The organism is Pseudomonas sp. GW821-FHT10B02 (assembly GCF_059415665.1).
The window spans coordinates 88,673-114,970 of sequence record NZ_JBWKNR010000009.1 but is presented as its reverse complement, the minus strand read 5'-3'; the positions used below and the strand labels follow the sequence as shown (position 1 = coordinate 114,970).

Annotated in this window: 18 protein-coding genes and 1 pseudogene; 7 read left to right on the top strand and 12 right to left on the bottom strand. The window is 59.8% G+C overall.

Features of this window, described 5'->3' with window-relative positions:
* Positions 1-35 precede the first annotated feature (35 nt).
* The 6 genes from pgm to AC07OF_RS15130 form a co-directional block, all read right to left on the bottom strand.
* Positions 36-1,673 carry a phosphoglucomutase (alpha-D-glucose-1,6-bisphosphate-dependent) gene (gene pgm, locus AC07OF_RS15155; RefSeq protein WP_495073094.1) on the bottom strand — a complete coding sequence of 546 codons (1,638 nt, stop codon included), beginning with the start codon at positions 1,671-1,673 and terminating at the stop codon, positions 36-38.
* A 95-nt stretch (positions 1,674-1,768) separates the two neighbouring features.
* The gene (locus AC07OF_RS15150) at positions 1,769-4,030 is read right to left on the bottom strand and encodes an ATP-dependent DNA helicase (RefSeq protein ID WP_495073093.1); all 2,262 of its coding nucleotides are present in this window, start codon (positions 4,028-4,030) and stop codon (positions 1,769-1,771) included.
* Positions 4,027-5,679 (bottom strand): VRR-NUC domain-containing protein, encoded by a 1,653-nt coding sequence (locus AC07OF_RS15145; RefSeq protein ID WP_495073129.1) that lies wholly within the window; start codon positions 5,677-5,679, stop codon positions 4,027-4,029. Before AC07OF_RS15145 ends, AC07OF_RS15150 begins: the two co-directional genes overlap by 4 nt.
* A gap of 137 nt (positions 5,680-5,816) precedes the next feature.
* Positions 5,817-6,419: a TetR/AcrR family transcriptional regulator gene (locus AC07OF_RS15140; protein WP_157192374.1), complete on the bottom strand. Its 603-nt coding sequence runs from the start codon at positions 6,417-6,419 to the stop codon at positions 5,817-5,819.
* A 151-nt stretch (positions 6,420-6,570) separates the two neighbouring features.
* Positions 6,571-7,779, bottom strand: a complete 1,209-nt coding sequence (locus AC07OF_RS15135; RefSeq protein ID WP_157192373.1) for an MFS transporter — start codon at positions 7,777-7,779, stop codon at positions 6,571-6,573.
* A 136-nt stretch (positions 7,780-7,915) separates the two neighbouring features.
* The gene (locus AC07OF_RS15130; protein ID WP_038610393.1) at positions 7,916-8,821 is read right to left on the bottom strand and encodes a LysR substrate-binding domain-containing protein; all 906 of its coding nucleotides are present in this window, start codon (positions 8,819-8,821) and stop codon (positions 7,916-7,918) included.
* A 178-nt stretch (positions 8,822-8,999) separates the two neighbouring features.
* Here AC07OF_RS15130 and AC07OF_RS15125 point away from each other — a divergent pair, with 178 nt between their 5' ends.
* Together AC07OF_RS15125 and AC07OF_RS15120 are read left to right on the top strand one after the other, a co-directional pair.
* Complete coding sequence (locus AC07OF_RS15125) at positions 9,000-10,418, top strand: OprD family porin (RefSeq protein WP_495073092.1); 1,419 nt, start codon at positions 9,000-9,002, stop codon at positions 10,416-10,418.
* A gap of 24 nt (positions 10,419-10,442) precedes the next feature.
* Positions 10,443-11,363 carry a SphA family protein gene (locus tag AC07OF_RS15120; RefSeq protein WP_157192371.1) on the top strand — a complete coding sequence of 307 codons (921 nt, stop codon included), beginning with the start codon at positions 10,443-10,445 and terminating at the stop codon, positions 11,361-11,363.
* On the opposite strand, the gene AC07OF_RS15115 is transcribed toward AC07OF_RS15120, so the two are convergent.
* The 3 genes from AC07OF_RS15115 to AC07OF_RS15105 all read right to left on the bottom strand — a co-directional run bounded on the left by AC07OF_RS15115 (position 11,360) and on the right by AC07OF_RS15105 (position 15,741).
* Positions 11,360-12,748, bottom strand: a complete 1,389-nt coding sequence (locus AC07OF_RS15115) for an aminotransferase-like domain-containing protein (protein WP_157192370.1) — start codon at positions 12,746-12,748, stop codon at positions 11,360-11,362. The genes AC07OF_RS15120 and AC07OF_RS15115 overlap by 4 nt on opposite strands.
* Positions 12,748-14,220: a hypothetical protein gene (locus tag AC07OF_RS15110; RefSeq protein ID WP_495073091.1), complete on the bottom strand. Its 1,473-nt coding sequence runs from the start codon at positions 14,218-14,220 to the stop codon at positions 12,748-12,750. Before AC07OF_RS15110 ends, AC07OF_RS15115 begins: the two co-directional genes overlap by 1 nt.
* Positions 14,221-14,718: 498 nt before the next feature.
* The gene (locus tag AC07OF_RS15105; protein WP_495073090.1) at positions 14,719-15,741 is read right to left on the bottom strand and encodes a zinc-dependent alcohol dehydrogenase family protein; all 1,023 of its coding nucleotides are present in this window, start codon (positions 15,739-15,741) and stop codon (positions 14,719-14,721) included.
* Between the two features lie 199 nt (positions 15,742-15,940).
* Here AC07OF_RS15105 and AC07OF_RS15100 point away from each other — a divergent pair, with 199 nt between their 5' ends.
* Positions 15,941-16,855, top strand: a complete 915-nt coding sequence (locus tag AC07OF_RS15100; protein ID WP_038610382.1) for a LysR family transcriptional regulator — start codon at positions 15,941-15,943, stop codon at positions 16,853-16,855.
* Between the two features lie 194 nt (positions 16,856-17,049).
* Here the strand turns inward: AC07OF_RS15100 and AC07OF_RS15095 are convergent, their stop codons facing one another.
* Positions 17,050-20,355, bottom strand: a complete 3,306-nt coding sequence (locus tag AC07OF_RS15095) for a hypothetical protein (protein ID WP_157192367.1) — start codon at positions 20,353-20,355, stop codon at positions 17,050-17,052.
* 520 nt (positions 20,356-20,875) lie between these two features.
* On the opposite strand from AC07OF_RS15095, the pseudogene AC07OF_RS15090 reads away from it, so the two are divergent.
* Positions 20,876-21,255: pseudogene (locus tag AC07OF_RS15090) on the top strand (hypothetical protein).
* Positions 21,256-21,450: 195 nt separating this feature from the next.
* A complete protein-coding gene (locus AC07OF_RS15085; protein WP_495073089.1) occupies positions 21,451-23,244 on the top strand; it encodes an alpha/beta fold hydrolase in 1,794 nt (597 codons plus the stop codon).
* 15 nt (positions 23,245-23,259) lie between these two features.
* Here AC07OF_RS15085 and AC07OF_RS15080 read toward each other — a convergent pair whose 3' ends face one another.
* Both AC07OF_RS15080 and AC07OF_RS15075 read right to left on the bottom strand, forming a co-directional pair.
* Entirely contained in the window at positions 23,260-23,484 is a 225-nt protein-coding gene (locus tag AC07OF_RS15080; protein WP_038610370.1) for a YMGG-like glycine zipper-containing protein, read from the bottom strand.
* Between the two features lie 11 nt (positions 23,485-23,495).
* Positions 23,496-23,876: a hypothetical protein gene (locus tag AC07OF_RS15075; RefSeq protein ID WP_157192365.1), complete on the bottom strand. Its 381-nt coding sequence runs from the start codon at positions 23,874-23,876 to the stop codon at positions 23,496-23,498.
* A 228-nt stretch (positions 23,877-24,104) separates the two neighbouring features.
* On the opposite strand from AC07OF_RS15075, the gene AC07OF_RS15070 reads away from it, so the two are divergent.
* Both AC07OF_RS15070 and AC07OF_RS15065 read left to right on the top strand, forming a co-directional pair.
* The gene (locus AC07OF_RS15070; protein ID WP_157192364.1) at positions 24,105-24,395 is read left to right on the top strand and encodes a hypothetical protein; all 291 of its coding nucleotides are present in this window, start codon (positions 24,105-24,107) and stop codon (positions 24,393-24,395) included.
* Positions 24,396-24,574: 179 nt separating this feature from the next.
* Positions 24,575-26,203, top strand: a complete 1,629-nt coding sequence (locus AC07OF_RS15065) for an ATP-binding protein (protein WP_232478250.1) — start codon at positions 24,575-24,577, stop codon at positions 26,201-26,203.
* The last annotated feature ends 95 nt before the right edge of the window (positions 26,204-26,298 follow it).

The window sequence follows — 26,298 nt, the reverse complement described above, 5'->3', positions numbered from 1 at the left end:
AGGAGGAGGATTACCCCGCAATGTATTTCACGCCATCAGGCGATAGCAGCATCCACCAACGCCTGGGCTTCAGCCACCAGGCGTTGCAGATGCTCTTCGCTAACAAAGCTTTCTGCGTAGATCTTGTAGATATCCTCGGTGCCCGACGGTCGTGCGGCGAACCAGCCGTTGGCAGTCATCACCTTCAGGCCGCCAATGGCCTGGCTGTTACCTGGGGCATGGCTGAGGATCTGTTCGATCGGCTCACCGGCAAGTTCGGTCGACTTGACCTGCTCCGGGGCCAGTTTGCTCAGCAGCGCCTTTTGCTGCGCATTGGCCTTGGCCTCAACGCGAGTGGCAAAGGGTTCGCCCAGCTCTGCGGTCAGTTCGGCATAAGCCTGGCTCGGATCACGACCAGTGCGGGCAGTGATCTCCGCCGCCAGCAGCGCCGGAATCAGGCCGTCCTTGTCAGTCGTCCAGACGCTGCCATCCTTGCGCAGGAACGAAGCACCGGCGCTTTCCTCGCCACCAAAGCCCAGGCTGCCATCGAACAGACCATCGGCGAAGAATTTGAACCCCACCGGCACTTCATACAAGCGGCGGCCCAGGCGCGCAGTAACGCGGTCGATCAGGCCACTGCTGACCACGGTCTTGCCAACTGCAGCATCCTGACGCCACTGCGGACGGTGCTGGAACAGGTAGTCGATGGCCACCGCCAGGTAATTGTTCGGGGCCAGCAGGCCGCTCTTGGTGACGATGCCATGGCGGTCATGGTCCGGGTCGCAGGCAAAGGCCACGTCGAAACGCTCGCGCAGACCGATCAGGCCCTGCATGGCATAGGGTGAGGACGGGTCCATACGGATCTGACCATCCCAGTCTACCGACATGAAACGGAACGTCGGGTCGACCTCGGTGTTTACCACTTCCAGATTCAGCTTGTAATGCTCGGCAATCGCCGACCAGTAACGCACACCCGCCCCGCCCAGCGGATCAACGCCCAGACGCAGGTTAGCACTGCGGATGACGTCGAAATCAATGACGTTTTCCAGGTCGGCGACATAGCTGGCCACATAGTCATGGCGGTGAGTGGTGCTGGCCTGCAGCGCCTGCTCGTGATCCATGCATTGGATGTCTTTGAGACCACCGGCCAGCAGCTCGTTGGCTTTGGCTTCGATCCACTTGGTCACATCGCTGTCGGCCGGACCGCCATTGGGCGGGTTGTACTTGAAGCCACCGCTTTGCGGTGGGTTATGCGAAGGCGTGATGACGATGCCATCGGCCAGGCCACTGCTGCGCCCACGGTTGTAGCAAATGATGGCGTGGGACACCGCCGGCGTCGGCGTGTACTCGTCATCCTTGGACAGCATGACTTCAACGCCATTGGCCGCCAGAACCTGCAAGGCACTGGCCGCAGCCGGTGTCGACAGCGCATGGGTATCGGCGCCAACGAACAGCGGACCATCGATGCCCTTGGCCTGACGGTACAGGCAGATCGCCTGGCTGATGGCCAGGACGTGATTCTCGTTGAAGCTCAGGTCCAGCGAGCTGCCGCGGTGCCCGGAGGTGCCGAACGCGACGCGCTGGCTGGCAATGCTGGCATCGGGCTGGCCGGTGTAGTAGGCGGTCAACAGGCGCGGAATATCCACCAGCACGGAGGCCGGAGCCGGTTTGCCTGCCAAAGGACTGAGCTTCATGCAAAACCTCAAGAAAGGATGTTCAGGGTAATGAAAACACGGAGTTTACTGGCACTTTGACAAGCACGCGATGCCAATGCTCCCTTGCAGCGTGATTATTTCTGCTGCGACGCCCACCAGGCCGGAAACATGCCCTGCACCCGCGGCTCGGCAAAGCGGTCGTCAATCAGCATGACCATGCCCCTGTCTTCAGTGCCGCGAATCACCCGCCCGGCCGCCTGGATGACCTTCTGCACCCCGGGATACAGGTAGGTGTAGTCGAACCCGGCGCCGAACAGCTGGGCCATGCGTTGCTTGATCTGCTCGTTCACCGGGTTGACCTGCGGCAGCCCCAGGGTGGCGACAATAGCGCCGATCAAGCGTGTGCCTGGCAGATCGACGCCCTCGGCAAAGGCCCCTCCCAGCACGGCAAAGCCAACACCACGACCCTGGGGCTCAAAGCGCTGCAGAAAAGCCTGGCGCCGCGCCTCGTCCATCCCCGGCGCCTGGCACCACTGGACGATGTGCGGATGGCTTGCGGCGAGCATTGCGGCCACCTGCTGCAGGTACTCGAAGCTGCTGAAAAACGCCAGATAGTTACCGGGCGCTTCGGCAAACTGCGCTGCAATCAGCTCGCTGATCGGCAGGACCGAGGCGGCTCGATGCTGATAACGGGTCGAGACATGGCTTACTACCTGCACGCGCAACTGCTCGGCGGCAAAGGGCGAAGCCACTTCGAGCCAGGCGGTGTTGGCCGGCATTCCGAGCAAATCGGCGTAGTAGTGCCTTGGGCTCAGGGTCGCGGAAAACAACGTGACGCTGCGGGCGCTCGCCATGCGCGGGCCGATCTGTGCCGCCGGTACCACATTGCGCAGGCACAGGGTCGACAGGCTGCGTTTGCCCGGTCCCTCGCGCTTGCTGATATCGAAGAGATAATGGGCGTCGAACAGCTCGCTGACGCGGATGAACTGCAACGCATCGAAGAAAAACTGCAACAGCGCCGGATCGAGCCCGGTGGGTTGCTGGTTGAGCTGCTCCTGAATCAGACCGATACACTGCTGCAACGCCTTGAGGAACGCCTCCGGTAACGCCTCGATCACCTGATAAGGCGCCACCTGCGCCTTGTGCAGGGCATTCCAATGACGGTTAAGGCGATCCAGCGCACTGCCCATGCCTGCCGGCTTGCTCCGGCGCAAGGCCTGCAACTGCCATTGATCGAGGCTGGCGCTGTACATCTGGCGTGCCCGCTCCACCAGGTTGTGCGCCTCATCCACGAGCACCGCCACCCGCCACTGGTTGACCTGGGCAAGACCATAGAGCAAAGCACTCTGGTCGAAATAGTAGTTGTAGTCGGCCACCAGCACATCGACCCAACGCGCCATCTCCTGCCCCAGGTAATAAGGGCAGACCTGATGAGCCAGGGCAACCTCGCGCAATGCGGTCTTGTCGAGGATGGTCAGCGCCTGGGCCGCCTGGCGAGCAGCGGGCAGACGGTCGTAGAAGCCTTTGGCCAAGGGGCAGGCCTCGCCATGGCACGCCGTGCCGGGGTATTCGCAGGCTTTGTCGCGGGCTACCAGTTCCAGGCTGCGCAGGGCAAGCTCGGGAGCGCTGTCGTGGACCTGATGCAGGGCTTCCAGGGCCAGGGCACGGCCGGGTGTCTTGGCGGTGAGAAAGAAGATTTTGTCCAACTGCTGCGGGACCATGGCCTTGAGCAACGGGAACAGGGTGCCGAGGGTCTTGCCGATACCGGTGGTGGCCTGGGTCATCAGGCAGCGCCCGGTACTCACCGCCTTGTACACAGTTTCGGCAAGATCGCGCTGGCCGCGGCGCATCTGCCCATAAGGAAAGCTCAGCGCCTGCAGCCCGGCGTCGCGCAGGGCTACTCGCTGCAGTTGCTGTTCGGCCCAGTGCAGGAAGATCGCGCACTGGCTGTTGAAGTACTGCTCAAGCTCCAGCGCACTGCAGCGCTGTTCGATCAGGGTCTGGCTGTCGCTGTCGACATCCAGGTACACCAGGGCCAGGTTGATTTCGCTGAGCTGACGTTGCTGGCAGAGCAGCCAGCCATAGACTCTGGCCTGGGCCCAGTGCAACTGCCGATGATTATCCGGCTGGCGCGCCAGGTCGCCGCGGTAGGTCTTGATTTCCTCCAGGCGATTGAGCTGCGGGTCATAGCCGTCGGCCCTGCCGCGCACCTGCAAGGCGCCAAACTGCCCTTCAAGGCTGATCTCAGCCTCGAATCCCGGCCCACGCCGGGCCACCACCCGCTGATGGCCGCTGATGCCCTCCTGGGCCGTGGGCGACGGAGTGAAGCGCAAGTCCAGATCGCCCACCTTGGCGCTGAACTCGCACAATGCTCGCACTGCCACGCGATAACTCATGGTGTCGGCGTTATCCAGCGCACATGGCACACCTCGACCGGCAGGCCATGCTCGCTACAGAAATCGATCCAGCGCAGCTGGTTATCCTGCAGGCGGTCACCCGGCCCCTTGACCTCGATCATCCGGTAACGCTGCTGTTCGGGCCAGAACTGGATCAGGTCGGGCATGCCGGCGCGATTGCTCTGGATATCTTCGAGCAAACGCTCGAAGCAGTGTTTGAGGTGCAGCGCTGGCAGGCAGGCCAGAGCCTGTTCGAGCAGCGTTTCGTCGAGCACCTGCCAATAGACAAAGGGCGACTGCAGGCCCTGTTTGCTGACAAAGTGCCGGCGGATGGTCTGTCGGTAGCGACCATCCTCCAGTTGCTCCAGGCAGTCAGCGAACAAGGCACTGCGCCGCGCCTGAAATTCCGGATCGTGCAGGTCTTGCGGGGCGCTCTGGAACGGGTGAAAGAACGCGCCCGGCAACGGCGCGAAAATGGCTTCCCAGCACAACAGGCCGAACAGACTGTTGAACAGGGTGTTCTCCACGTAATGCACCTGACCGCCCTGCTCTGCCAAATGCAGCTGCGCCGCCTGCTCTACCCCCAGCGCCGCCTGCTCCAGCGGCAATTGCAGTTCGATCAGGTCAGTCTTCGTTTTCACCCGTCGTCGTTGCGGCGGCCCGCCCAGCTTGCGCTGCAGGCGTGGCAGGATCCGCGTCAGCGCCTGGACTTCGATGGGACTGGCGGGTTGTGCGGCAACTTCCGTAGCCAGGGCATGGGCCTGGTCCCACTGCTCACTGCGTTCGAGCACCCGAATCCGCCGAATCCGTGCTTGCGGGTGCTGGCTGCGCGGGTAGATCCGCAGCGCCAGGTCCCAGTCGCCCAGGCGTTCACTGTGCTGGCCAAGCTGATACAACAGGCGCGAGCGGCGACGTCGCAGCCAGGGATTATCGCTGTCCAGTGACTCGACCTGCTCCAGCACCTGCGACAGCGGCGCGCCCTGCTCAAGCAGCTCGTTGCACTGGTGCAGCGCCAGGGCCAGGTCAACATCGCTACGTTGCCGCAGCGCCCGCGACTCATCACTGAACGCCACCTGCTCGTAGCGCAGCAGGCCGAGGTCTGCCAGGACGAATTCCGACCAGTCCTGATACAGGTTGCCGAAGAACAGCAGGCGAAAGCGATCACACAGCGCTTGCAGCTGCAGGGTAATGATCGGTTCGGCGAAGCCTGGCAACCAGTCTTGCAAGGGCCGAGGCGGCAGTTCGAGCGCTTGCAACTGGGCGAAGAGCTCGGCCTTGGCCGCCCTCGGACGCGTCAGTTGCGGCGCAAAACCACTGGCGATTTCTTCCTTGCGCAGCACCTGAAACAGCTGTTCGAGACTCAAGTGGCTAGCGTCGGTGACCCAGCCCCGCGCCAGCAAAGGCTGCAAGGCTGACAGCGGCGGCCCGATTTCTTCATAGACCAGCTTACTGGGGCGAAACAGCTCGCCTTTGCGCATCACCATGCGCACCAGCAACGCCCGGGCAGCGCGCGGTTGCTCAGGGAACTGGGCAATGAAGGCGCGCTCGCTGTCGTCCAGCAGATCGGCATAGCGCAGCGCAATCCACTGCAGCACTTGCTCGAAGTTGTGCAGGTAATAGAACGGGTCGTCGACAGAGTGGGCAATCACGGCAGGGCTACTGGCAGGCATTGATAGCACTGTTTATACATACAGACCTGTAGCGTTGGCAACCTGCATGCGGACCGCCGGTCTGCAGCCGATAAATGCGCTTTATCAAAAACCCGGGCCAGCAAAGACGCCTTCGCTCATTCCTCCTCACCCTGCCGCTTAACCAGGATTCCACGCAGTAGCAAATCCAGCGCAGCAACACCTTGTGCGAGACGCGCATTGCCGTCCTCTGCATTTGCAATCCAGAACGCAACTTCAGCCAGGCTGCCATAAATCAATGATGCCAATGCCTGTGAATTGACATTCACGACGATGCCTTGCTGTATCAGGTTGTCGATCAGCAGTTGCATCGACTCCACACAGTGGCGTTGCGCATCCGGCGATCCGCCACCTAACACTGCCCTGGCATCGCGCAACACAATACGCTGAATTTGAGGCTCCAGCGCCATCTCCAGATAGGCACGACAGCGATGACAAAAGCCCAGCCAGGCGTCCTCGGCAGTGTCAGTGATGGCTTGCAGCCGCTCATCCATTTCAGCGTCGAGCTGCTCCACTACTGCTGACAACAAACCCTGCTTGTCACCAAAGTGATGATAGAGCGCACCGCGGGTCAACCCCACCTGCGCGGTGAGATCATCCATCGAGGTGTCGGCATAGCCTCGCTCGGTAAAGAGCTTGCGCGCGATCGCCAACAACGTGGCACGGGTTTCTTCCATTTCGGCGCGGGTACGGCGAGCCATCCAGCTTCTCCTGTTCTATGCAGCCCGAGGTAGGAATAGGTGCATTTATTCATACAGTCCGTATCTATTGTCATGACCGAATGATGGGTTGACAAGCTCCGCGATCCAGAAGCTCACCGCTAACGGCCAGCACACCATGAAGGCCGCCCAGTTAAGCGGAACAAGAAACCTGTTCGACCCGATCACGCATGCGCTGATACCCCCAAAACGCTACCAGCAACACCGCGACGCCGGCACAAAGCGCTACGTTGAATCCAGCCTTGGCGCCCAGCAGATCGACAACCTGGCCCGATGCCGCAGCTCCGGTGGCGACACCAATATTCAGCCCGGCCAGCAACCAGGTCATTCCTTCGGTCAGCTTGCTGTGCGGTACGATGCGCTCTACCAGAGACATCGCCACAATCATGGTGGGTGCGAAGAACAGCCCTGCCACCAGCACCGCAACCGACAGGCCAAAAATGTTCTCTGCGAGCAACAGTGGCAAAGTGGTCGCTGCCGTCGCAACACCACCCAGCAGGAGCAACTTGCGCAGCGGTGTCTGCAGCTTCAGCGCACCGAAAACCAACCCGGCAACGCATGAGCCAATGGCGTAGCACGATAAAACCACGCTCGCTGCAGCCGCAGAGCCCAGCTGTTCGGCGAAGGCTACGCTGACGATGTCCACTGTGCCGACGATCACGCCCATGACGATCATCAGCAACGTCAGCAAACGCACGCCCGCAAGACGGATGACTGACACTTCGTGTTGTCCAGCCCCGGCAGCGCCTTCCACTGGCGGCTCGGTGCTCACCTGAGCGACCAGGGCAAACACGCCTATGGCCAACAGCACTGCGGCGGCCAGCGGTCCCGCCTGCGGCAACACCGCCACGCTCAACCCCACCGATATCGGCGGGCCGGCGATGAAGGTAACTTCGTCGAGCACTGTTTCCAACGAATAGGCCGTCTGCAGTTGTGCCTTGCCACGGTAGATGGCGGTCCAGCGGGCACGCACCATCGCCGACATGCTGGGCATGAAGCCGGCCAGCCCGGCGCCGACAAACAACGTCCAGTCCGCAGCCTGCCAATAGGTACAGGCAAGCAGCAGCAAGATACCCACGACGCTAAGACCGGCAGCCGCCGGCAGCACCCGGCGTTGACCGTAACGATCCACCAGGCGTGAGACCAGGGGTGACATCAGGGCATACGTAAGCACGAAAGTGGCCGATACAGCGCCGGCCAGGCCATAGCTACCACGCAGTTGCGACAGCATGGTGATGATGCCGATCGCGGTCATCGGCAACGGGATGCGGGCCAGCAGGCCGGCCAGGGCAAAACCCTTGGTGCCCTGAGCCTGGAATAACGCGCGGTATAGATTGAACATGCTCGACTCTCCCTATCGAAAAACTCCGTTCGCCAGCGCTCACGGGACAATATACATACACACCGTATGATTAAACCTTATTATCATACGCACTGAATGTAAATTACCACTTCAAGGGATTTGCCAACCTGCCGGTTCAGCGCTGCCCCCAGGCCTGCCGGAAAGCCTCGTCAAGGTAGTCGATCAATGCCCGCACCGAAGGCAGCAGCCCGCGCCGCGACGCAAACATCGCCACCACTACGCCCTCGGCCGGGGCCCATGCGGGTAATACCTGCACCAGCTGCCCTTGCTGCAACTCACTGGCCACCAGAAAGTGCGGCACACAGCCAACCCCTACGCCGTCGAGCAGTGCCTGCTTGAAGGTAGCGATGTCGTCGCTGATCAGCCGGGGTCGATGGCGAACTTCAACCACTTGCTCGCCATCGCTCAATTGCCAGGTATTGCTGGCACGGGTGCGCTCCCATTCGACACTGGGCAACTCGCCCAGCTGCAGTGGAAACTGCGGCAACACATGGCGCGCCAGCAGTTGCGGGCTGCCCACCAGCACCTGGGGGCAGCGGGCCAATGGCTTCATCACCAGGTCGCTGTTCTCCAGCGGCAGAAAGGCCAGGCTCAGGGAGAGGTCGAAGCCCTCACTGATCACATCGACTTTGCGGTTGAAGGATTTGACATAGAGTTCGACCCGCGGGTGCTGGCTCATGAAGCTGGCCAACATCGGCGCCAGGGCGAAATTCAGCAGCAGCGTGGTGCAACTGATGCGGATCGTCCCGCAGGGTTCGGCGCGGTTGCGCTGCACCACACTCTCCGCCGCCTCCACCTCGGCCATCATCGCCTGGCAATGGCGATAGTAGTCCTGGCCGATTTCAGTGACCTGGAAATAACGGGTCGAACGCTGGATCAAACGAAAGCCCAAGCGCTCTTCCAGGCTGCCAACCTTGCGGCTGACGGTCGACTTGGGCATGCCCAACTGGCGAGCGGCAGCGGCAAAGCCACCCTGCTCGACTACCTTCAAGTACACGAACAACTCATTCAGATCAATCATGCATGGACTCTCGATCGTTCCATAAATGGGACTTAGAAGTCCGAACATGTGGATTACGCGACCACCAGAAACCCACTAAAGTCACAAGTTATTCGATTCAGGTGGTCGCTGGCGACACATTTTGACTGAACAACGTACCACCGTTAGAACAACGATAAAATCTGGGGGCACCGCACTGATGAACCGGGTAAACCCAAGCCGATCACCGTTGCTGGCCCTGAGTCTGGTGTGCGCCTCCACGGCCAGCCAGGCCGACAACTCCCTCGGGCAACGGGACAACATCAACATCGACCTGACCCAGCGCCAGCACGCGGAACTGGCCATCGCCCCTGGACTGATCAGCGGTTCTAGCCTCAACGGCCTGCTGCGCAATTACTACTTCGCCCGCGACAACCACCACACCCCGGCACGGCGCGATCAACGCGAGTGGGCGCAGGGCGTGCTGTTGTCATTTCGCTCCGGCTACACCGACACCCCGATCGGTATCGGCCTGGATGTGCACGGTTTCAGCGCCTTGAAGCTGGACGGCGGTGGCGGCAGTGGCGGTGCCGGCCTGATGCCGCTGGACAGCCAGGGCCGACCGCAAGACGAGTTTTCCGCTGCCGGTGCGGCGTTGAAATTTCGTGCCTTCGACAGCCTGCTCAAGGTCGGTGACCAGTTGCTGGAAAACCCGCTGATCGCCAGTGGCAGCAGTCGCCTGTTCCCGCAGAGCTATCGAGGGGTGACGGTAAAGAACTTCAGCATCGATCAGCTCATGTTCGATGCCGGCTGGGTCGAGTCGACCCGCCTGCGCAACCAGAGCGGCCACAGCAACCTGCAAAGCGCCTACGGCAATGGCAACCGGGCGGGCGTTGCACCTGACCGCGAAAGCTCGCACATGACCTGGCTTGGCGCGACCTACAACGTCGTCCAGACTTTGAACCTGACCTGGTACAGCGGCCGTCTCGAAGACCTGTGGGACCAGCACTACCTGGGCCTGAGCCAGACCTTCGCGCTGAGTTCCACCCTGCGCCTGACGCCCTACCTGCACTACTACAAGACGCGTGACCAGGGCCGCAGCCAGCTGGGGCCGATCGACAACGATGCCTACAGTGCCGGCCTGACCCTGGCGCAGGGAGCGCAGTCGCTTACCTTCGGGTTGCAGAAGATCGATGGCAACACCCCGTTCGATTTCCTCGCCCAGAACGACCGGACGTTCCTCTACCTGAACAACGCCATGCAGTACGCCGACTTCAACGGCCCCGGCGAAAAGTCCTGGAAACTGCAGTACCAGACCAGCCTGCAAGCCCTGCGCGCGCCGAACCTGCAGTTCAGTGTCGGCTACACCCGTGGCGAAGCCGACCTCACCCGTGTCGATCCGGCAAGCCCCGGCTATGGCTACATCTACAACCCCGACGGCAAGCATGCCAAACACTGGGAACGTGATATCGCCTTGCGCTACGCCGTGCCCGATGGCCCGGCCAAGGGCCTGAACCTGACCCTGCGCTGGGCCAGTCATCGTCCCGGTGACGGCTACACCGCCCCGGGCAATACCCGCGGCAATGCCAGCGCCGACGAATACCGGGTGATCCTCGATTACCCCTTCAACCTGCTTTGATCAAACCTGACAAGAGACTCTTGCATGCGTGCAGCCCACCTGCCCACCCTTGGCCTGCTCTGGCCGTTAATGTGCCTGGAAGCCCAGGCCGACAGCGTCAGCCTGCCTCCCCTGCCCCTGGGCAACACCAGTTTTCTGGATGGTATTACCCAGCCCGGCATGCTCTTCGAGCTGCCAGTCCAGTACAACCGCAGCAACCAGAGCGTCGATGCCGGCGGCCATTCGGTACCGGGGCGCCAGCGGGTGCGCAGCGCCACTGTGTTGCCGCACTTCGCCTACATCAGCGAGCAGCGCATCGCGGGCGCCTATTACGGTGCCGAAGTACTGCTGCCACTGGTGCACCTGGACCTGGATATCGACAGTGGCCCGCAAGGCACCCGCACCCGACAGGGCGACCTGGTGGTCAGCCCGTTGCTGCTGCAGTGGGACCCGGTCACCTTGTTCGGCCGCCCCTTCTGGCAGCGCCTGAACTTCGTCTTCACCCTGCCCACCGGCGACTACGACAAGAACGCGCAGATCAATACCGGCAGCAATGTCTGGACCTTCAGCCCGCACTACGCCTTCACCTGGCTGGCCAGCGAGCGCCTGGAGTTCAGCGGTCGCCTGCACTACGCCTGGAACAGCCGCAACGACAGCCCGGCCGAACGCCTGCAAGCCAGCGACATCCAGCCCGGTGAAGCCGTGCACAGTAACTTTGCCGCCTCCTACGCACTGGACGATCATTGGCGTGTGGGCCTGGCCGGTTACCACCTCAAACAGATCAGTGCCGACCGCATCGATGGCCATCGTCAGCAGGATTCCAAAGAGCAGGTGTTCGGCTTCGGGCCGGGGGTGCGTTACAGCACCGGCGGGCACAGCGTGTTCGTCAACTACTACAGCGAATCCGGGGCACGCAACCGCGCCGAAGGTGACCAGTTGACCTTGCGTTACCTGCTGGCCTTCTAGAGCCGCTGCAACGCCTCACGCAACACACTCAATCCACCCTGCAGATCATCGTACGGCGTTGGCGGCCAGCCCAGACGCATATGCTGACAATAATCCCCCTGCAGGCTGAACAGCTCACCCGGGGCGATCACCAGTCCCTGATCCAGCATGCGATGAAACAGGGCGCGGATGTCCAGCGGTGTCCGCGCTTGCGCCCAGATCGTTGCCCCTCCCGCCGGCATCTGAAAGTGCAAATGAGCGCCCAGTTGCACCTGCATCTGCCGATACAGGTGGGTGACGCGCTCATGCAGGCGCAAGCGTGCCTGTTCCAGATGAAGATCAATCCGCCCCTTGGCATACAGCCGGGCCACTGCCTGTTGACGCAAAGGCGGCAAGCGAAAGCCCCGGGCCAGAAATTGATGCTGCAGTTGCCGCGGGCAATGACGCGACAACAGGTAGGCATACGGCGCTTCGGCCCCCACCGTGCGCTCCAGTGACGAGAACACCAGCAATCGCTGCGGGTCGACCATTTCGCGCAGGCTGCGCTGCGGCGGTGCGGCAAAGCAGTACTCGGACTCCAGGTCGTTTTCCAGCAGCCACACCCCGTGCTCAGCCAGCAACTGGGCAATCGCCTGATGCTGTGCCAGCGGCACCAGGCTGCCATGCGGGCTGTTCAAGCGCGAGGCGAGCATGACCATGCGCACCGGCTCGCGCTGCAGCACCCTGGCAAAACGCTCAAGATCCAGCGCACCGTCACTGCCCAACGGCAATTCGATGACCCGTAACCCGCTGACCCGCAAGATCCTCAGCAAACGCCAGGAACACGGCGCAGTCACCACAATCGTGCAGCCTTGCAGCTCCAGGGCTGCCAGCATCGTCTCGAACAGCGAACGCAGGTCCAGTGCCAGATAAACATCTTCGGCATTCCAGTACAGCTGCACGGAATGGGTATAGCGCGCCGCCAGCGCCGTGCGCAGCTCGAGCTCGCCACACGGATGAACAAGCCCGGCAGGCCGTGGACTCTGGCGTAACAGCTGGCGCTCGACCGCCAGTAGATTCGACTCCAGTGAAGGCAGGGATTGCACGCCACTGAACTCGAGTATCTGCGGGCTGCTGGCATGCTGCTGCAGATCCTGCAACAAGTGCTCATCAGCCAGTGCCTGCACTGCCAGCGCACCACCCCTGGCAAAATAGCCGGACTTGGGCACCGACTGTACGCGCCCTTCGTGCTCAAGCAACGAGTAGGCGTACTGGATGGTCGAGATCGAAACATTCAAACGCTGCGACAGATCACGTAGCGAAGGCAGCTTGTTGTAGCTGCCCGGCGCCATCTGGGCAATCAGTTCAACCAGGTAGCGATACACCGCCTGATAGGCAAACACGCTGGTTTTGGTGGCTCGCTTCATCAAGGGCTGCCAACCTGATCACCCCTGTGCCGTACGCCGTTCGCAGCCTCAGCCTGCAGATGACGCAGATCGGCACCCCGCACTCGCAAACGGTTCAACAGGCAGTCGGCGCGACGCTCGGCCAATGGCTCGCGGGCATAGAGCTGCTGCAGCATGACCAGCGGCAAGCCACTGGTATCCACCAACCACTGCACCACCGGTTCCGGCGCCGGCTGCCTGCGCAACGCCTTGTGCAAATATGGGACGGCAACCAGCATGCCGGGGTGGCAGCGGCGCAGAAAAGCTTCCAGCTTCAGGCCCTGCCCGACAAAAGGGCTGAACAATTGGCAAACCAGTTGCGCTTCGCGCAGGCCATACGCTTGCAGGGCGAAATCATTCGCCTCGCTACGTCGCAGTTCCAGCACCCCCGGTTGCCAGTGATTGAGCACCCGGGTCTGCAGGGATTGCGCTAGCGCTTTGCGCTGCATCAGCTGACGGGTTTGCTGCAGGTAGCGCTCGATACCGTCGCGATAGCGCGTGTCGTCAACGAATTCCGCCTGCAGCCCTTGCAGGTGGGCCAACAGCAAGGGATTGGCAACTCCCGAGCGCTCACAGGGAAAGGCCTGCTCGTCGAAACGATGGCCCAGAAAGCGACTCAGCCGTTCACCCTGGTGGGAATCACGATCAGACACCAGGTCATCGATGGCGATAAAGCGCAACGCCGGCCGACAGTCCGCATCAGGTCCAGGCAGCACCGCAGGCGCAGGCTCGCGCCCCTGCAACAGGTTCCAATAGCGGGCGCGCAGTTCACTCATCCCTTCCAGCAACGAGATGGCACAGCTGTGGATCGGACGTGCCCCGAGCAACTCGGCATCGCGCAATGAGCGCCGGCTCCAGGCCAGGTAGCGCTTGCGATCAGCGAGCGACTCGGTACTGATGATGGCATCCACACCGCCTTTGTAACGCAGTGCCTGCAGGGCAAGTTCAGCCAGGTGCAGGTAACCATGGCTGGCAAAGTTCGCCAGCAACGGCCCGTCACTCGACAGATGCCCGCACAGCAACCATTCCTGACGCTCTGCCTGCTGCTGCTCACCGGACGGTGCTCGACGGCTGTCGTAAGGCAGCAGTTCGCCGGCATCGAGTACCAGCAGATCGATGCGCGGATCATCATGCATAAACAATCGGGAGAACGTGCTATCTATGTTTGCCAAGGCCGTTGTGCTCATCCCGGCTTGCCAGGCAGTGGCAATACGCAGATGGAAAGTCGCCGGGGATCGTGCGGCAATGCTCAGCTGCGCGGCACGCAAACAGGCAAGCGCCTGGGCGCTGGACAAGCTGGCATCGAGCACGAACATCAAGCGCAATCCCTTGATACGCTCGACCCCGCCGGCGGCCACAATCAGCCGCTGAATCAATAGCTGCAGCGAGGCCTTTTGCGCCTGCGACAAATGCTCAAGCAATCGTTGCAATACTTGCTGATATATATACTGCATGGCCTGATCGTGAATACTGCCCATAACGCCCACCTGAATTTCAGTTACGACCGCCTGAAAAAAATCGCTCCTGCGAAATCATTCAATCAGCAGAAATAAAGACCCGTCTAATATCCTAGGAAACTTCCCACAAGTTCCTACAGAAACTTGCTGACCTGCCAATTCAACCAGGCGAACTCACCCACACCAAAGCCACCGACAGCCTGAACAACCGGACCTTGCTTCATCACAACTCACTCCTTGAGTGCACAAACGACAGGTTATTATCGGGTGTTGGCTGATGAATAAAAGATACAGAACCCGGTAAAAAATCCGTTCAGATTCAAACAGCTTTCTGCTTGCTTTCAGCCAGCGACGGTAGATTTTCCGACAAACTTGAACATAGCGAACTTACCTGCATTGCGCAGGCAATGTACTTGATTGAAATATCCGAAACTCACATAGGAAAGAGGCACAAAAAAGCCCGAGCACAGCCCGGGCTTGTTTCTACCTGCAACTTCAGGCGCTGGCGATTTCCAGCACCAGGCGTCCACCGCATGGGCATTCGTCCATGTAGCGATGCGCTTCTACCACACGTTCGAAGGGGTAAGTCTTGATGATTTGCGGGGTCAGCAGCTTGTCGGCGGTGAACTGGTTGATGTCACGCAGTGCCCGTTGCAACGCCACCTGGTCCTGGCTGATACCCAGTTCCGGTTTGCCGGTGAAGTTGCCAATGCAATGCACGAAGAACTGGATGTTCTTCTGAAACGCCGCGCACGCCGGGAACGGTGTCTGGTTGCCGCCCTGCAGGCCATACAGCACCAGGCTGCCACGCGGTGCCAGCACATCGCCGAGCAACGACATCTGCGGACCGCCCAGACCATCGAGAACCATGTCGACGCCACGGTTGCCGGTGTACTTGTTGACCTGCATGAGCAGGTCCTGTTCCTCGGTGACGATAACCTTCTCGGCGCCCAGCGAAAGCAGGTACTCGCGCTCTTCGGCATCCTTGGTCGCGGCGAAAACCTTCAGGCCCAGCGCCTTGCCCATCTGCACGAAGGCCGGCCCCGCACAGTGGCTGGCATCGGTGACCAGGGCGGTCTGCCCGGCCTTGGCCCGGGCCAGGTCGACATAGGCGAAATAGGCCATCAGCAGCGGCGTGTAATGCACGCTGGCTTCGACCGGGGTGAGGTGTTGCGGGTAGCGGGTCACGGCGTTGCGCGGCAACACGATGACCTCGCCGTACACCGGGTAGTCGTTGGCGCTGGCAGCCGGAAAGCTGGCGACCTTGTCACCGACTTGCAGGTCGTCGACACCCTCGCCTACCGCGCTGACCACGCCCGCCATTTCATGACCCATGCCGGCTGGCAAGCGTGCCTGGGACGGCGCCAGGTTCTGGCGCCAGAGCACGTCGTACCAGCTGATGCCGATCGCTTCAACGCGGATCTGCACCTCGCCGGCAGCCGGCTGCGGCGCGGCCTGCTCTTCGATCTTGAGCACCTCGGCCGGGCCAAACTTGTGGAAACGGATCATGCGGGACATCGCAAACCTCGCCTAGTGAAACTCTAATACCCTGAACTCTATCCGGGCTTTTACCGTTAGACCATCTGTGGCCATTAATAGTCAACATGCCTGTCATTGATTGCTGGTAATACCGCTGCCAGCAAATTATGCGGTGCAGGGTAGCAGCCTTTACCCTTAAGATTCACCCCTGCCCCAAACGTCCAGTGAAGCCGAGCCGATGAACCGTAACGACTTGCGTCGCGTCGACCTGAACCTGCTGATCGTCTTCGAGACGTTGATGCACGAACGCAGCGTGACCCGCGCCGCCGAAAAACTGTTTCTCGGCCAGCCGGCGATCAGCGCCGCGTTGTCGCGCCTGCGCAGCCTGTTTGACGACCCGTTGTTTGTGCGTACCGGGCGCAGCATGGAGCCCTCGGCGCGCGCCGTGGAAATCTTCGCCCTGCTGTCCCCGGCCCTGGACTCGATCTCCACCGCAGTCAGCCGCGCCGCCGACTTCGACCCGGCCACCAGCACCACCGTGTTTCGCATCGGCCTGTCGGACGACGCCGAATTCGCCCTGCTGCCGCAGTTGCTCAAGCGCATACGCGCCGAAGCACCGGGTGTGGTTCTGGTGGTGCGCCGGGTCAACTACCTGTTGATGCCGGCCTTGCTGGCCAGCGGCGAGATCTCGGTCGGTGTCAGTTGGACCAGCGACCTGCCCGCCAACGCCAAGCGCAAAGTGCTGCGTCGCAGCAAACCCAAAGTGCTGCGCGCCGACAGCATGCCGGGCAGCCTGAGCCTCGACGACTTCTGCGCCCGGCCGCATGCGCTGGTGTCCTTTGCGGGCGACCTGGGCGGGTTTATGGATGAAGTTCTGGAAAAGCTCGGGCGCAAGCGTCATGTGGTTCTGGCGGTGCCGCAGTTCAATGGGCTGGGTAGTTTGCTGACTGGCACCGACATTCTTGCCACTGTGCCCGATTACACCGCCGAAGTGCTGACAGCAGCTGGAGGTTTGCGGGCCGACGATCCACCGGTTGAGGTGCAGAGTTTTGAGCTGCACATGGCCTGGCGTGGGTCACAGGATAACGATCCGGGGGAGCGCTGGTTGCGGTCGCGGATTCAGATGTTTTTTGGGGATCCGGATAGTCTTTGACTGTGAGAGCTTCTGACGGCAAGCGCATAGAATGCGGGGGCTATTCAATCGGCAGGCTATACCACCGGAAATACCTAACGAATACATCGCCCAGCCTCGCGACCAACTACACAGAAGATGAAGCACCTACCCCCAAGGGGGATAAGTGCCCATACGGCTGTGGAGCTCCCCCAAGGGATGTCCCGGCCAGATCGTTACCCCTCGAAGCTTGCGTATTCGCTCTTCACTGCGCTTTCCATCAGTCCACTAGCCCAGATAGCGAACAATTTGGTCACCTCCTCATCCCCGTGAGCGTAGGCATAAAACTTGGCCTCGACAGAGCGGGGACGAGTGCGCCATTCGACGCTGTCCACATTGGCAGCACCACTGTGGTGAGGTGCTGAATACGATACGGCCCGATTCGTGAAGCGTTTCTCCAAGTCTTTCTCGATGGCGCGCTGGTTCGAAAGTAGATGCGCACCGTTGTGCCAGGGAATTGCCACGGCCGCAAGATTGTTGGCTTCGGCAATTGCAATGGCAACATCAAGAAATGCATCCACGATCGAGGAAACCGAATGGGTGGCCAACATGTCATCCATCGGGTTGATGGCGCGAATGATCAGGCTATTGCGACTGCGATCCAAGGCGCAGATGGGCTGGATATAGACTAAGGCGATTCCCGCGAGACGGCGCTGCACAGGGTCAAACACGACCAGATGAGCGCAGCGCTTTTCGTGCCACATGGACACATTCTCACGGCTACACAAATTGGCTGCGTGCTTGGCAAAGTAGGCCGCCGGATGTTTCGTCAGAATGGCATTCAAATTCGTAACGTTCTGACCCTGCTTGATCTTCACGAACTTGCGTTGCTCCCGCTGCATCCAACGAACACAAGTTGACAGCACCACTTCCTGAGCCTTGCTCAAGGCATTGAGCAATTGTTCACGGCCAGTGGCCCCTTGCAATGGTGCCTTGCTACCAACCAGGCGAGTCGCCAAGAAACTAGCATCGGCATCGCTGAACCGACGGGCAAACGTCTCTCCATGCTTGTTGAGGGCGTCCGGAAGCGTCGTGCTGAAAATCTGATCAAGCTGCTCAAGTCGCAACACTACGTCAGCTCCCTCCTCGACGACCTGTGCCAAGCCATCCAGTTCATGCTGGAACCAGTGATCCAGTACGGAGTCGCCACTCGCTACGGCGAACAAAACGCCAAGGTGCGCTGCCAAGGACCATGGATCGCTAGCTTTGTCATCCAAACGCTTGCCACGCAGATGCTTGCATGCGTCGAAAGTCGACTCCGATTCGTACGGAGAGAACTTTCTCGAGAACGTCTTGGCCTGAGCCAACGCGAGCAAGCTGCTACGCTCCAGAGGCTCGCGCAGCCGACGCATGGAGCGCGTCCACTCCATAGGATAGTGGCTGCTCAGTGTCAACGAAGCCAGATGATGTTCATGCCCTGAAACCTGCGACCAGGTTCTTCCCACAGTATCGGGCGCGGTCCGGTAGAGCATGCCAATGGCGTCCGCCTCCAGCTCGGTCAAAGAGCCACCGGTAGGCCCCTTGCCTGCGAGCAATCCATTCACCAGTGGTGTCAACGCACTGAGTTGGGCCTGCAACACTTGTGGCGGTTGCCAGGCATATCGCAACACACTTTGCAGAAGAAGCCCGCCGGTCTGCGCGAGAATGGTCGGCAGGATGGGCAGCAGCGCAGCCCGTTCTGCTGAGCGAGTAGTTTTGTAAGCTTGATCGTATTGATCCCTGGCTACTTCATCAGCAAGGTTCAGGCGCGTTCCAAGGATGCCGTCAACCCTTTCGCACAAGGCGCCAGAGATGGCTGCCTCGTTGCTGTCGACAAATGCGAAATTATTGCGCGCGTAGGCATCATCCAACACGACTAAACGCACGGCATCCAAGGCGGACCAGCACTTAAGATTCTGCACGCCTCGCGCTTTAAAATACCAGTCACGCAACTGCTGGATACTGGCCAACCCCTTGCGCAGCACAACAAACTCGAGGAAAGGACGCCCAAAGCGTACGATCGGCTCCGCTTGTTGCAGGTGCTTGAGATCCGGCATCGGAATGGCTTGGATCAGATACTGGTAGCTATCTGAGTAGCCTCCTTCGTTGCTCTGGCGTACCCAGTCAGCGATGGTTTCCAGCTGTACCCCAGCGCCTCGTTCTCCCAAGATAGCCAACCAGCTTTCAAGGGTCTGGGCATAGGTGTTGCGGAAACAGATTTGGAAGGCAACAACCGCAGCAGCAGCGCCGTAGCCGTAACGATTCAATACAGCCAGGTAGTCGGGAAGTTTCTCTGAATACTCCAGGTAGTCGTTACATCTTGCAAGGTGTTCGATATCCAACTCATGGGGCGGGTCCGCCAAGCATTGCAATGCAGCGACCGGCGCAGCCCTGCCGTTCCGCTCAGCATTCATCAGCAATGTCTGGCACTGCGCCAGACCATCGACACCCGCACCCAAAGCAATCAACGCCCGAGCCATGTCCAGCGAAGGTGGCTTATAGGCCTCCAGAAGCTTGGTGAAACGCTGGATCTCTTGCGCGCTCTTTGCGCCCACTACATTTAGCACAAAGTCCCAATTCGCGGGTTTGGCTCGCCACAACAGCTCTCCGACAGCGTCGAAGAGCACCGTGGTATCCTGCACTCCGCTGCCCTGTATACAGCTCAGGTTGGACTCCAATTGCTCTGCATTGAAAGACGACAGCGAGTATTTGAACATTTCCGCAATGGATCGCCGAGCGATGCCATGGCTGGACATCAGGGTCACCATTTTTCGAACTTTTCGCCAGGTCGATGCATGGCGCTCTGAGCGGTTGTAGTCGTAAGGCTCCCGGTAGTCGAGCCATTGGAGTTCGTCGACGGTGGTGATGACCTTGGTCTTCACTAGAATATCGGCAAATGCTCCATCCAGCTTGCGCTGACCATACCGAGCATATGGCGTGATCTGCGCCAATTTGCGCAATCCAAGTGTATAGGTCGCCTCGACCCACCCCGGATCCTGCATCGACAAATCGCGGGCTTCCTGCAACGAAGGGGTTTCAAGGTGGCGCAGGGCCAAATCGACGGCAGGCGTGTAGTACTCCAGGCGGCAGGCAAGAACCCGTTTGTACAAATTCTCGAACAAGTAGGATCGTCCCTCATAGGTCTTGACCCCTTGCATCACACCGCGGACGTAAGGCCAAGTGAGAAACAATGGCACGAACCATTGGCCAATTTCCCGGAATGAAGTCCAATGTTCGGGAATCAGAGGAACGGTCGATGTGATACCCAATAGGCGGCGGATATGCGGCTCACTCTCCGGAGTCTGAACCAGCAATGACTGCAGAGTTTTGCAGACCCAACGCCGAGCCAGCTGGATTTCCTCTCGACGTCGATGATATGCAGGCTGATCCTCATCCTCCTGGTATGGCCAGGCGCGTGCGGAATCGCGATCCTTTTTTGCTTGCTTCAGAACACTGTCGCGGAACGCCCGATAGCTGTTGGTTGAAACAGTAACCCTCTCCAATCGTCCTCCTGGAGTTTCTCAATATTGTTCCAAAATGGCGAAGGCTTATCTATGGCCGTGCACCATTTTCTTGGAAATCGCATACCTACTGAGCAGGTAAAATCCAGCCCGCGACACCTCAAAAAGTACTGTCTATTTAACCAGTTCGCAAGATTTACTCTTAAGGCTTTTTCCAAGGGATAGCTAACCGCCTCAAACCCGAGCAATCCAGGCTCAACTACACCCTCCAAAACACACCCATCCAGGTCGATGGTACTCAGAACGTGTGCGCGCCGTTCTAAAGATCATCGCCCTGGATGCGCAGGCAACATGCCCAACGCATGGACACGCTTCTCTGCCAACGGTGGATCGGGCTGGTAGGGATATCAAAATGGAAGGCCGCCACGATTGCGTGCCATCGGCAGATATCGACCAGAAGCATCCGGTGGTCGTTGCATTTCGCTTGTTACCGACGTGTGGCCAAGATTAATAAATCGGGGCGAATTTAAACTTGGGTGATAGCGGCCATCAGAGGTCTTGGATGGGTATCAAGACGCTTCTCCCGAAGGAGACGAAACCGTACGCGGTTATCAGAGCCTACCTGGGCGCTGAACAAAGTAGCTTTTCGAGCTTTTAGAAGAGCGCAAAACCGACGTCGACGCTACCTTGCGGACAGTGCCAGGCCACGCAAGCTACACACTGCTCAATATCGGTGATGGTGGTACGCCGGTGACTGTGTGCGCGAACAAGGCCGACAGCAATGTATACTTGAAAGCCGCACGTGACTGGGCTCAGACAATCGCATCACACCTCCACACGAATCCGTCGATCGTGACGGAAGGTCCAGTCATTGTGCAGATCAACCAGCGCGCCCTTTTGCGATTGATCTCACGACACTATCGCTGCCACAAACTCACTTGATCCGCATCTATGGACTTGTCCCGCAACCTCTAAGCAGCCGCTGACTGTTCCCCTGGCCACCCACTCAGCTCGTCGGCCCCCTACCCCCTTGTCATGAGATGAAAATTCGCTGTCGTGCGATGCGAGGTGGCCGCTGCCGCTCCTGCTCTAGAGTCGGAGCACAACAATACAGCGCCCCGAAACACGAGAGCCGCCATGAGCAGATCCACCCGCACGACCGAGACCGCAACCCCTACCCGGCGCCCCCCGGCGACCGGCCGCAAGCGTCGCCCTCGCAAGAATGCCGATCTCCCGGACAGCACCCAGCAACAAGAGCTGATCGGCACGGCTGCCAACCAGACCCTGGCAGGCAATCCGCTGGTCAGCGTGCGCGCGGCGGACCTGGCCAGCTCGGCCGGTTACCTGCTCAAGGCCGTGGGCACCTCGCCGCTCAAAGCCGGCGCTCATCTGGGTGGCTACCTGAAAGCAATGCGCAGCATCGTCGGCGGCAAGTCCAGCATCGCGCCGGATCCGAAGGACAAGCGCTTCGCCGATCCGGCCTGGCAGTCCAACGCCTTCCTGCGCGCACTGCTGCAAAGCTACCTGGCCGGCCAAAGTGAGCTGACCCGCTTCATCGAGTCCACCGACCTGGCCCCGCAGGAAAAGAGCCGGGCGCGCTTCGTCGCAGCGCTGCTGGCCGATGCAGTGGCACCAAGCAACTCGCCGCTGACCAACCCGGCGGCGCTGCGCAAGCTGGTGGACACCGGTGGCATGAGCCTGGCCAGGGGCCTGCGCCAGTTCGGCGACGATATGCTGAACAACCGTGGGCTGCCGAAACAGGTCGACAGCACGCCGTTCAAAGTTGGCGAGAACATCGCCACGGCCAAGGGCGAGGTGGTGTTTCGCAACGAGATGTTCGAGCTGCTGCAGTTCGCGCCCACCACCAAAAACGTCTATGCCCGGCCTTTGGTGATGTCGCCGCCGCAAATCAACAAGTACTACGCCATCGACCTGTCGCCGGAGAAAAGCCTGATCAAGTGGATTCAGGACAGCGGCGTGAATCTCTTCGTCATCAGCTGGCGCAATCCCACCCGCGAGCACCGCGACTGGGGCTTGTCCGATTACGCGCTGTGCCTCGACCAGGCTGTAGACGTAGCACGCAGGATCACCGGCAGCCCGGATGTGAACATGTGGGGCTCCTGCTCCGGCGGCATCACTCTGGCCGCCTACCTGGGCTGGCTGGCGGCCCGTGGCGAAGGCCACAAGGTGGCCAACACCAGCTGGGCGGTGTGCGTGCTCGACATGCCCTCGGCGCTGGGCGACACCACCCTGGGGCTGTTCACCACCCCGTCCGCCCTGCGCGCGGCCAAGGCCAGCTCCCGGCGTAAGGGGGTGCTGAGCGGCCAGGGCATGGCCAGCATGTTCGCCTGGATGCGGCCCAACGATCTGATCTGGAACTACTGGGTCAACAACTACCTGCTGGGCAACAAGCCGCCGGCCTTCGACATCCTGGCCTGGAACAACGACACCACGCGGTTACCCGCCCAACTGCACGCGGACTATCTCGACCTGATCCAGCAAAACCCCTACAGCAACCCGGGCACCCTGGAGATTGCCGGCGAGTCGATCGACATGACCCAGGTGAAAGTCGGCGCCTATGTGGTGGGCGGCACCACCGACCACATCACGCCCTGGCAGGGCTGCTACGGCACCGCCCGGCTGTTTGGCGAAGACACAACCTATGTGCTGTCCAACGCCGGGCACCTGCAGAGCCTGGTGAATCCGCCGGGCAATCCCAAGTCGTTCTACTACGCGGCGCCTGCCGCCGCCGAAACCCCGGACACCTGGCTGCAGAACGCCGGGGAGTGCCAGCAAGGCAGTTGGTGGCCGCATTGGCGCGAATGGATCGGGCAACGCTCGGGTGACAGCCTGCCGGCGCCGAAAAAACCCGGCTCGCGCAAGTACCCGCCCCTCTGCCCGGCACCTGGTACTTATGTCATGGAGCGTTGAGGCGGATTGGCGCAGCTACTTCTGCTGTCTGCCTCTGATGTTGCCGGCAACCCCGCCGGCAACGGCGCCAAGCGCGGCGCCAGTCCACCCACTGCCGCCGGAGATCGCGGCAATGCCGGCGCCAGCCGCAGCACCGATGGCGGCACCGCTCACCGTCCCCTGCTGCTGAGCGGACATCGAGGTGCAGCCGATCACACTCACCGCCGTGAGGGCTGCGGCAAACAATAAGGACCTGTTCATGCTCACCTCCGCTATTTGTTCTGCTTCAGGCCGGGCACGACCATCTCGAACCAGATGGTCTCGATGACGGGCCGTTTCACCTGGTCGGGATTGGCTGCGTACCACTGATTGAGCCCTTCGCGCACGGTATCGAGCGTCTGGCCTTTCAAGCCCCTGCCGAAACGTGGAATCAGGCTGTGCTCATCGGAAGGCGGCTTCGCCTTGTAGTAGGCCGCCTCCACCTCGTAGGCATTGGCGATGCCGATGAGATAGACCTTCTTGAGCTCCTCCGACGACTGCATCCATTGCTCGCCGGTGATCAAGGCAACCCCTTCGGCGTGGGCAATACCCGAAGCCGTCAGCAGGGTCACCCATGCCGTAAATACCAACGTGCCCATTCGCAATGCACTCATCGTCTTCGCTCCTCGCCAGTCAGCCGGTAACCCCGGGCTTACAGACAAGTTTAGATACCTGAGTGCTTTTGGCGCAGTTCTGTGGACGACCAGAAGCCGCCGATGGTCGTTGCATTTCGCTGGTCGTCGGCGTGTAGCTAAGCTTAATGAATCGGGGAGCATTGCAACCTGGGAGATAGCGGCCTCAGTAGATCCGGATTGGAGGCGGTGCTCCCAAAGGAGACGAACATGTACGCGGTGATAAGAACCTACCTGGGTACTGGAGCAAAGCAGCTTTTCGAGCTTCTGGAAGAGCGCAGTGCCGACGTCGACGCTACCCTGCGGACAGTGCCCGGCCTGGTAAGCTACACACTGCTCAATACCGGTGATGGCGGTACGGCGGTGACGGTCTGCACGGACAAGGCCGGTAGCGATGCGAGCTTGAAAGTCGCACGTGACTGGATTCAGAAAAATGCAGCGCATATCCACGCGGAGCCGCCGATCGTGACGGAAGGTCCGGTGATTGTGCAGATCAAATAGCCCCCAATCGGGTGACGAAAAACCCAAACACCCCCAAATGAGGGGATTTTCTGGGTAACCAATCAAGCGCGACTTAGCCTCAGCTCAGAAGTCATGGGCTATCGCGCTTGGCATGATGCGTGCTTATTCCACATTCGAAATTGCAGATTATTCTCTCAATATCTCGAGGTGTGAAGCGCATGCAGCAAACTCACGAGAGAAACCCGCTAACCTCAGCACTGCAGAAATCCAGTCTGGATGAACGCGCCCGGTGCGATACCAAACGCGATCTCGGGCAGCCGCCTGCAGTCAGTGAGACAGCAGATTCAAAAGATGGGTTGGACTGTACAGCGCAAAAAACAAGAGATTTCTTTATGCGCCGTGTGCCATGGAATCTTAACGTACTGCCTATCAAAGGCATTGCCTCGCTTTTGGCGAAACTCAAAGAGACCCGAATACCCTCGCCATTCATCGGCCCCAGTATAATTTTGATCGCAACCCTCTTTGGATTTATTGCCACCAGCCTCATTATCAGTACAAACACCCAGCAAAATACAGCACTCACTGCCAAGTTCATCCAGGCCTTGGGAGCCGTGGATGCAAGCAACATGGGGTTGAGTGGATATCAAACAAGCGACCTACTGGACCCGCGCGAAGATAGCGGCCTGCCTCAAGAAGCCCAGGTTAATCGGCAAAAATCACGAAACATGTTCTTTGAGAGCCTGAGCAACATTGCCAATCACCCGAGTACCTTATTGATTAATGTCTATGCACCAGACAATGTCATTATCTGGTCCAGCAATCCAAAATTGATCGGCCAGCGCTTCGCCGGCGACAAGGAACTTGAGAGCGCCGAGTCCAGCAAGGACGGCGTCGTTGCCAGCTACCATAAAGCAAAAGAAAATCACAATGAGCAGCAATTCACTCGTCAACCAAGCAGCATATTTATTGAGAATTACATCCCGCTCGTAAATACAGCGGGGAAAGTACCCTCGATTGTTGAGTTCTATACAGAGCCGCCCGGCTGGCTGGCCAGTACTCAGTCGGGTTACCTCGTGCTGTGGCTCGCTTGCTCCATGGGCGCAGCCTTGATTTATCTAGGCCTCCTGTCCTTCACAGGTAAACGTGGCGGTGTATTTTCGTCGAGGATTCAACACAACATTGATAATGAAATGGCCACCTTACTCAACGAAGTGACCAGCGTAGTGGCTCACAACTTACGCAACCCCCTCGCCGTGGTCCGCTCTAGTGCCGAGCTGGCCTTGGAGGTCAGTACCCAAGCTGCCTGCAAAAACATCGGCGACATCATCCATCAGGTCGATCGCATGTCGGAATGGATCAATGAACTGCATGTTGCGTCCACCTCCCTGAAGGGTGAAATCGGAAAGGCCGATCCGGTAGAGGCGGTACTTGAGACCCTTCGGAATTTTGAACTGCCATTATCCAACGCCAACGTACATGTGGAATTTTCCGCAACCAGTACTCTGCCGGTAACAGGTCATCACCAGTTGCTTGTTCAAATATTGGACAGCCTGGTATCCAATGCGATTGATGCGATGCCAGACGGGGGGATTTTGTACATAACAATCGATCAGCGCTCATCCAAGCGTTTGAGCATAATACTGCGTGACACCGGCAAGGGAATGACCGCCGCCCAACAGAAGGCGTTGTTCCGGCCTCGTTGTTCCATCAAACATGGCGGCTTTGGAATTGGCTTAATGTTGGTGAAACTGATAATGAAGCGCTTTGGCGGTCACGCTAGCCTGACTATTGGTAAAAACAAAGGGACAACCGTCAACTTGTGCTTTCGGATGGCAAGCAACGGCTAGTGTTCACGCTTCGTCGGAAAAGTGTCTCTGAGGCAAATCAGGAGGGACAATCAAGAGCGATCCTCACATCTCGATCATGTATGCCCTCAGGGCAT

What these genes read in the sequence shown, in the direction of transcription:
- AC07OF_RS15110 (WP_495073091.1), bottom strand. Translation starts at nt 14,220, where the DNA reads ATGCAGTATATATATCAGCAAGTATTGCAACGATTGCTTGAGCATTTG.
- AC07OF_RS15080 (WP_038610370.1), bottom strand. Translation starts at nt 23,484, where the DNA reads ATGAACAGGTCCTTATTGTTTGCCGCAGCCCTCACGGCGGTGAGTGTG.
- AC07OF_RS15105 (WP_495073090.1), bottom strand. Translation starts at nt 15,741, where the DNA reads ATGTCCCGCATGATCCGTTTCCACAAGTTTGGCCCGGCCGAGGTGCTC.
- AC07OF_RS15075 (WP_157192365.1), bottom strand. Translation starts at nt 23,876, where the DNA reads ATGAGTGCATTGCGAATGGGCACGTTGGTATTTACGGCATGGGTGACC.
- AC07OF_RS15150 (WP_495073093.1), bottom strand. Translation starts at nt 4,030, where the DNA reads ATGAGTTATCGCGTGGCAGTGCGAGCATTGTGCGAGTTCAGCGCCAAG.
- pgm (WP_495073094.1), bottom strand. Translation starts at nt 1,673, where the DNA reads ATGAAGCTCAGTCCTTTGGCAGGCAAACCGGCTCCGGCCTCCGTGCTG.
- AC07OF_RS15125 (WP_495073092.1), top strand. Translation starts at nt 9,000, where the DNA reads ATGAACCGGGTAAACCCAAGCCGATCACCGTTGCTGGCCCTGAGTCTG.
- AC07OF_RS15070 (WP_157192364.1), top strand. Translation starts at nt 24,105, where the DNA reads ATGTACGCGGTGATAAGAACCTACCTGGGTACTGGAGCAAAGCAGCTT.
- AC07OF_RS15085 (WP_495073089.1), top strand. Translation starts at nt 21,451, where the DNA reads ATGAGCAGATCCACCCGCACGACCGAGACCGCAACCCCTACCCGGCGC.
- AC07OF_RS15120 (WP_157192371.1), top strand. Translation starts at nt 10,443, where the DNA reads ATGCGTGCAGCCCACCTGCCCACCCTTGGCCTGCTCTGGCCGTTAATG.
- AC07OF_RS15140 (WP_157192374.1), bottom strand. Translation starts at nt 6,419, where the DNA reads ATGGCTCGCCGTACCCGCGCCGAAATGGAAGAAACCCGTGCCACGTTG.
- AC07OF_RS15065 (WP_232478250.1), top strand. Translation starts at nt 24,575, where the DNA reads ATGCAGCAAACTCACGAGAGAAACCCGCTAACCTCAGCACTGCAGAAA.
- AC07OF_RS15115 (WP_157192370.1), bottom strand. Translation starts at nt 12,748, where the DNA reads ATGAAGCGAGCCACCAAAACCAGCGTGTTTGCCTATCAGGCGGTGTAT.
- AC07OF_RS15100 (WP_038610382.1), top strand. Translation starts at nt 15,941, where the DNA reads ATGAACCGTAACGACTTGCGTCGCGTCGACCTGAACCTGCTGATCGTC.
- AC07OF_RS15135 (WP_157192373.1), bottom strand. Translation starts at nt 7,779, where the DNA reads ATGTTCAATCTATACCGCGCGTTATTCCAGGCTCAGGGCACCAAGGGT.
- AC07OF_RS15130 (WP_038610393.1), bottom strand. Translation starts at nt 8,821, where the DNA reads ATGATTGATCTGAATGAGTTGTTCGTGTACTTGAAGGTAGTCGAGCAG.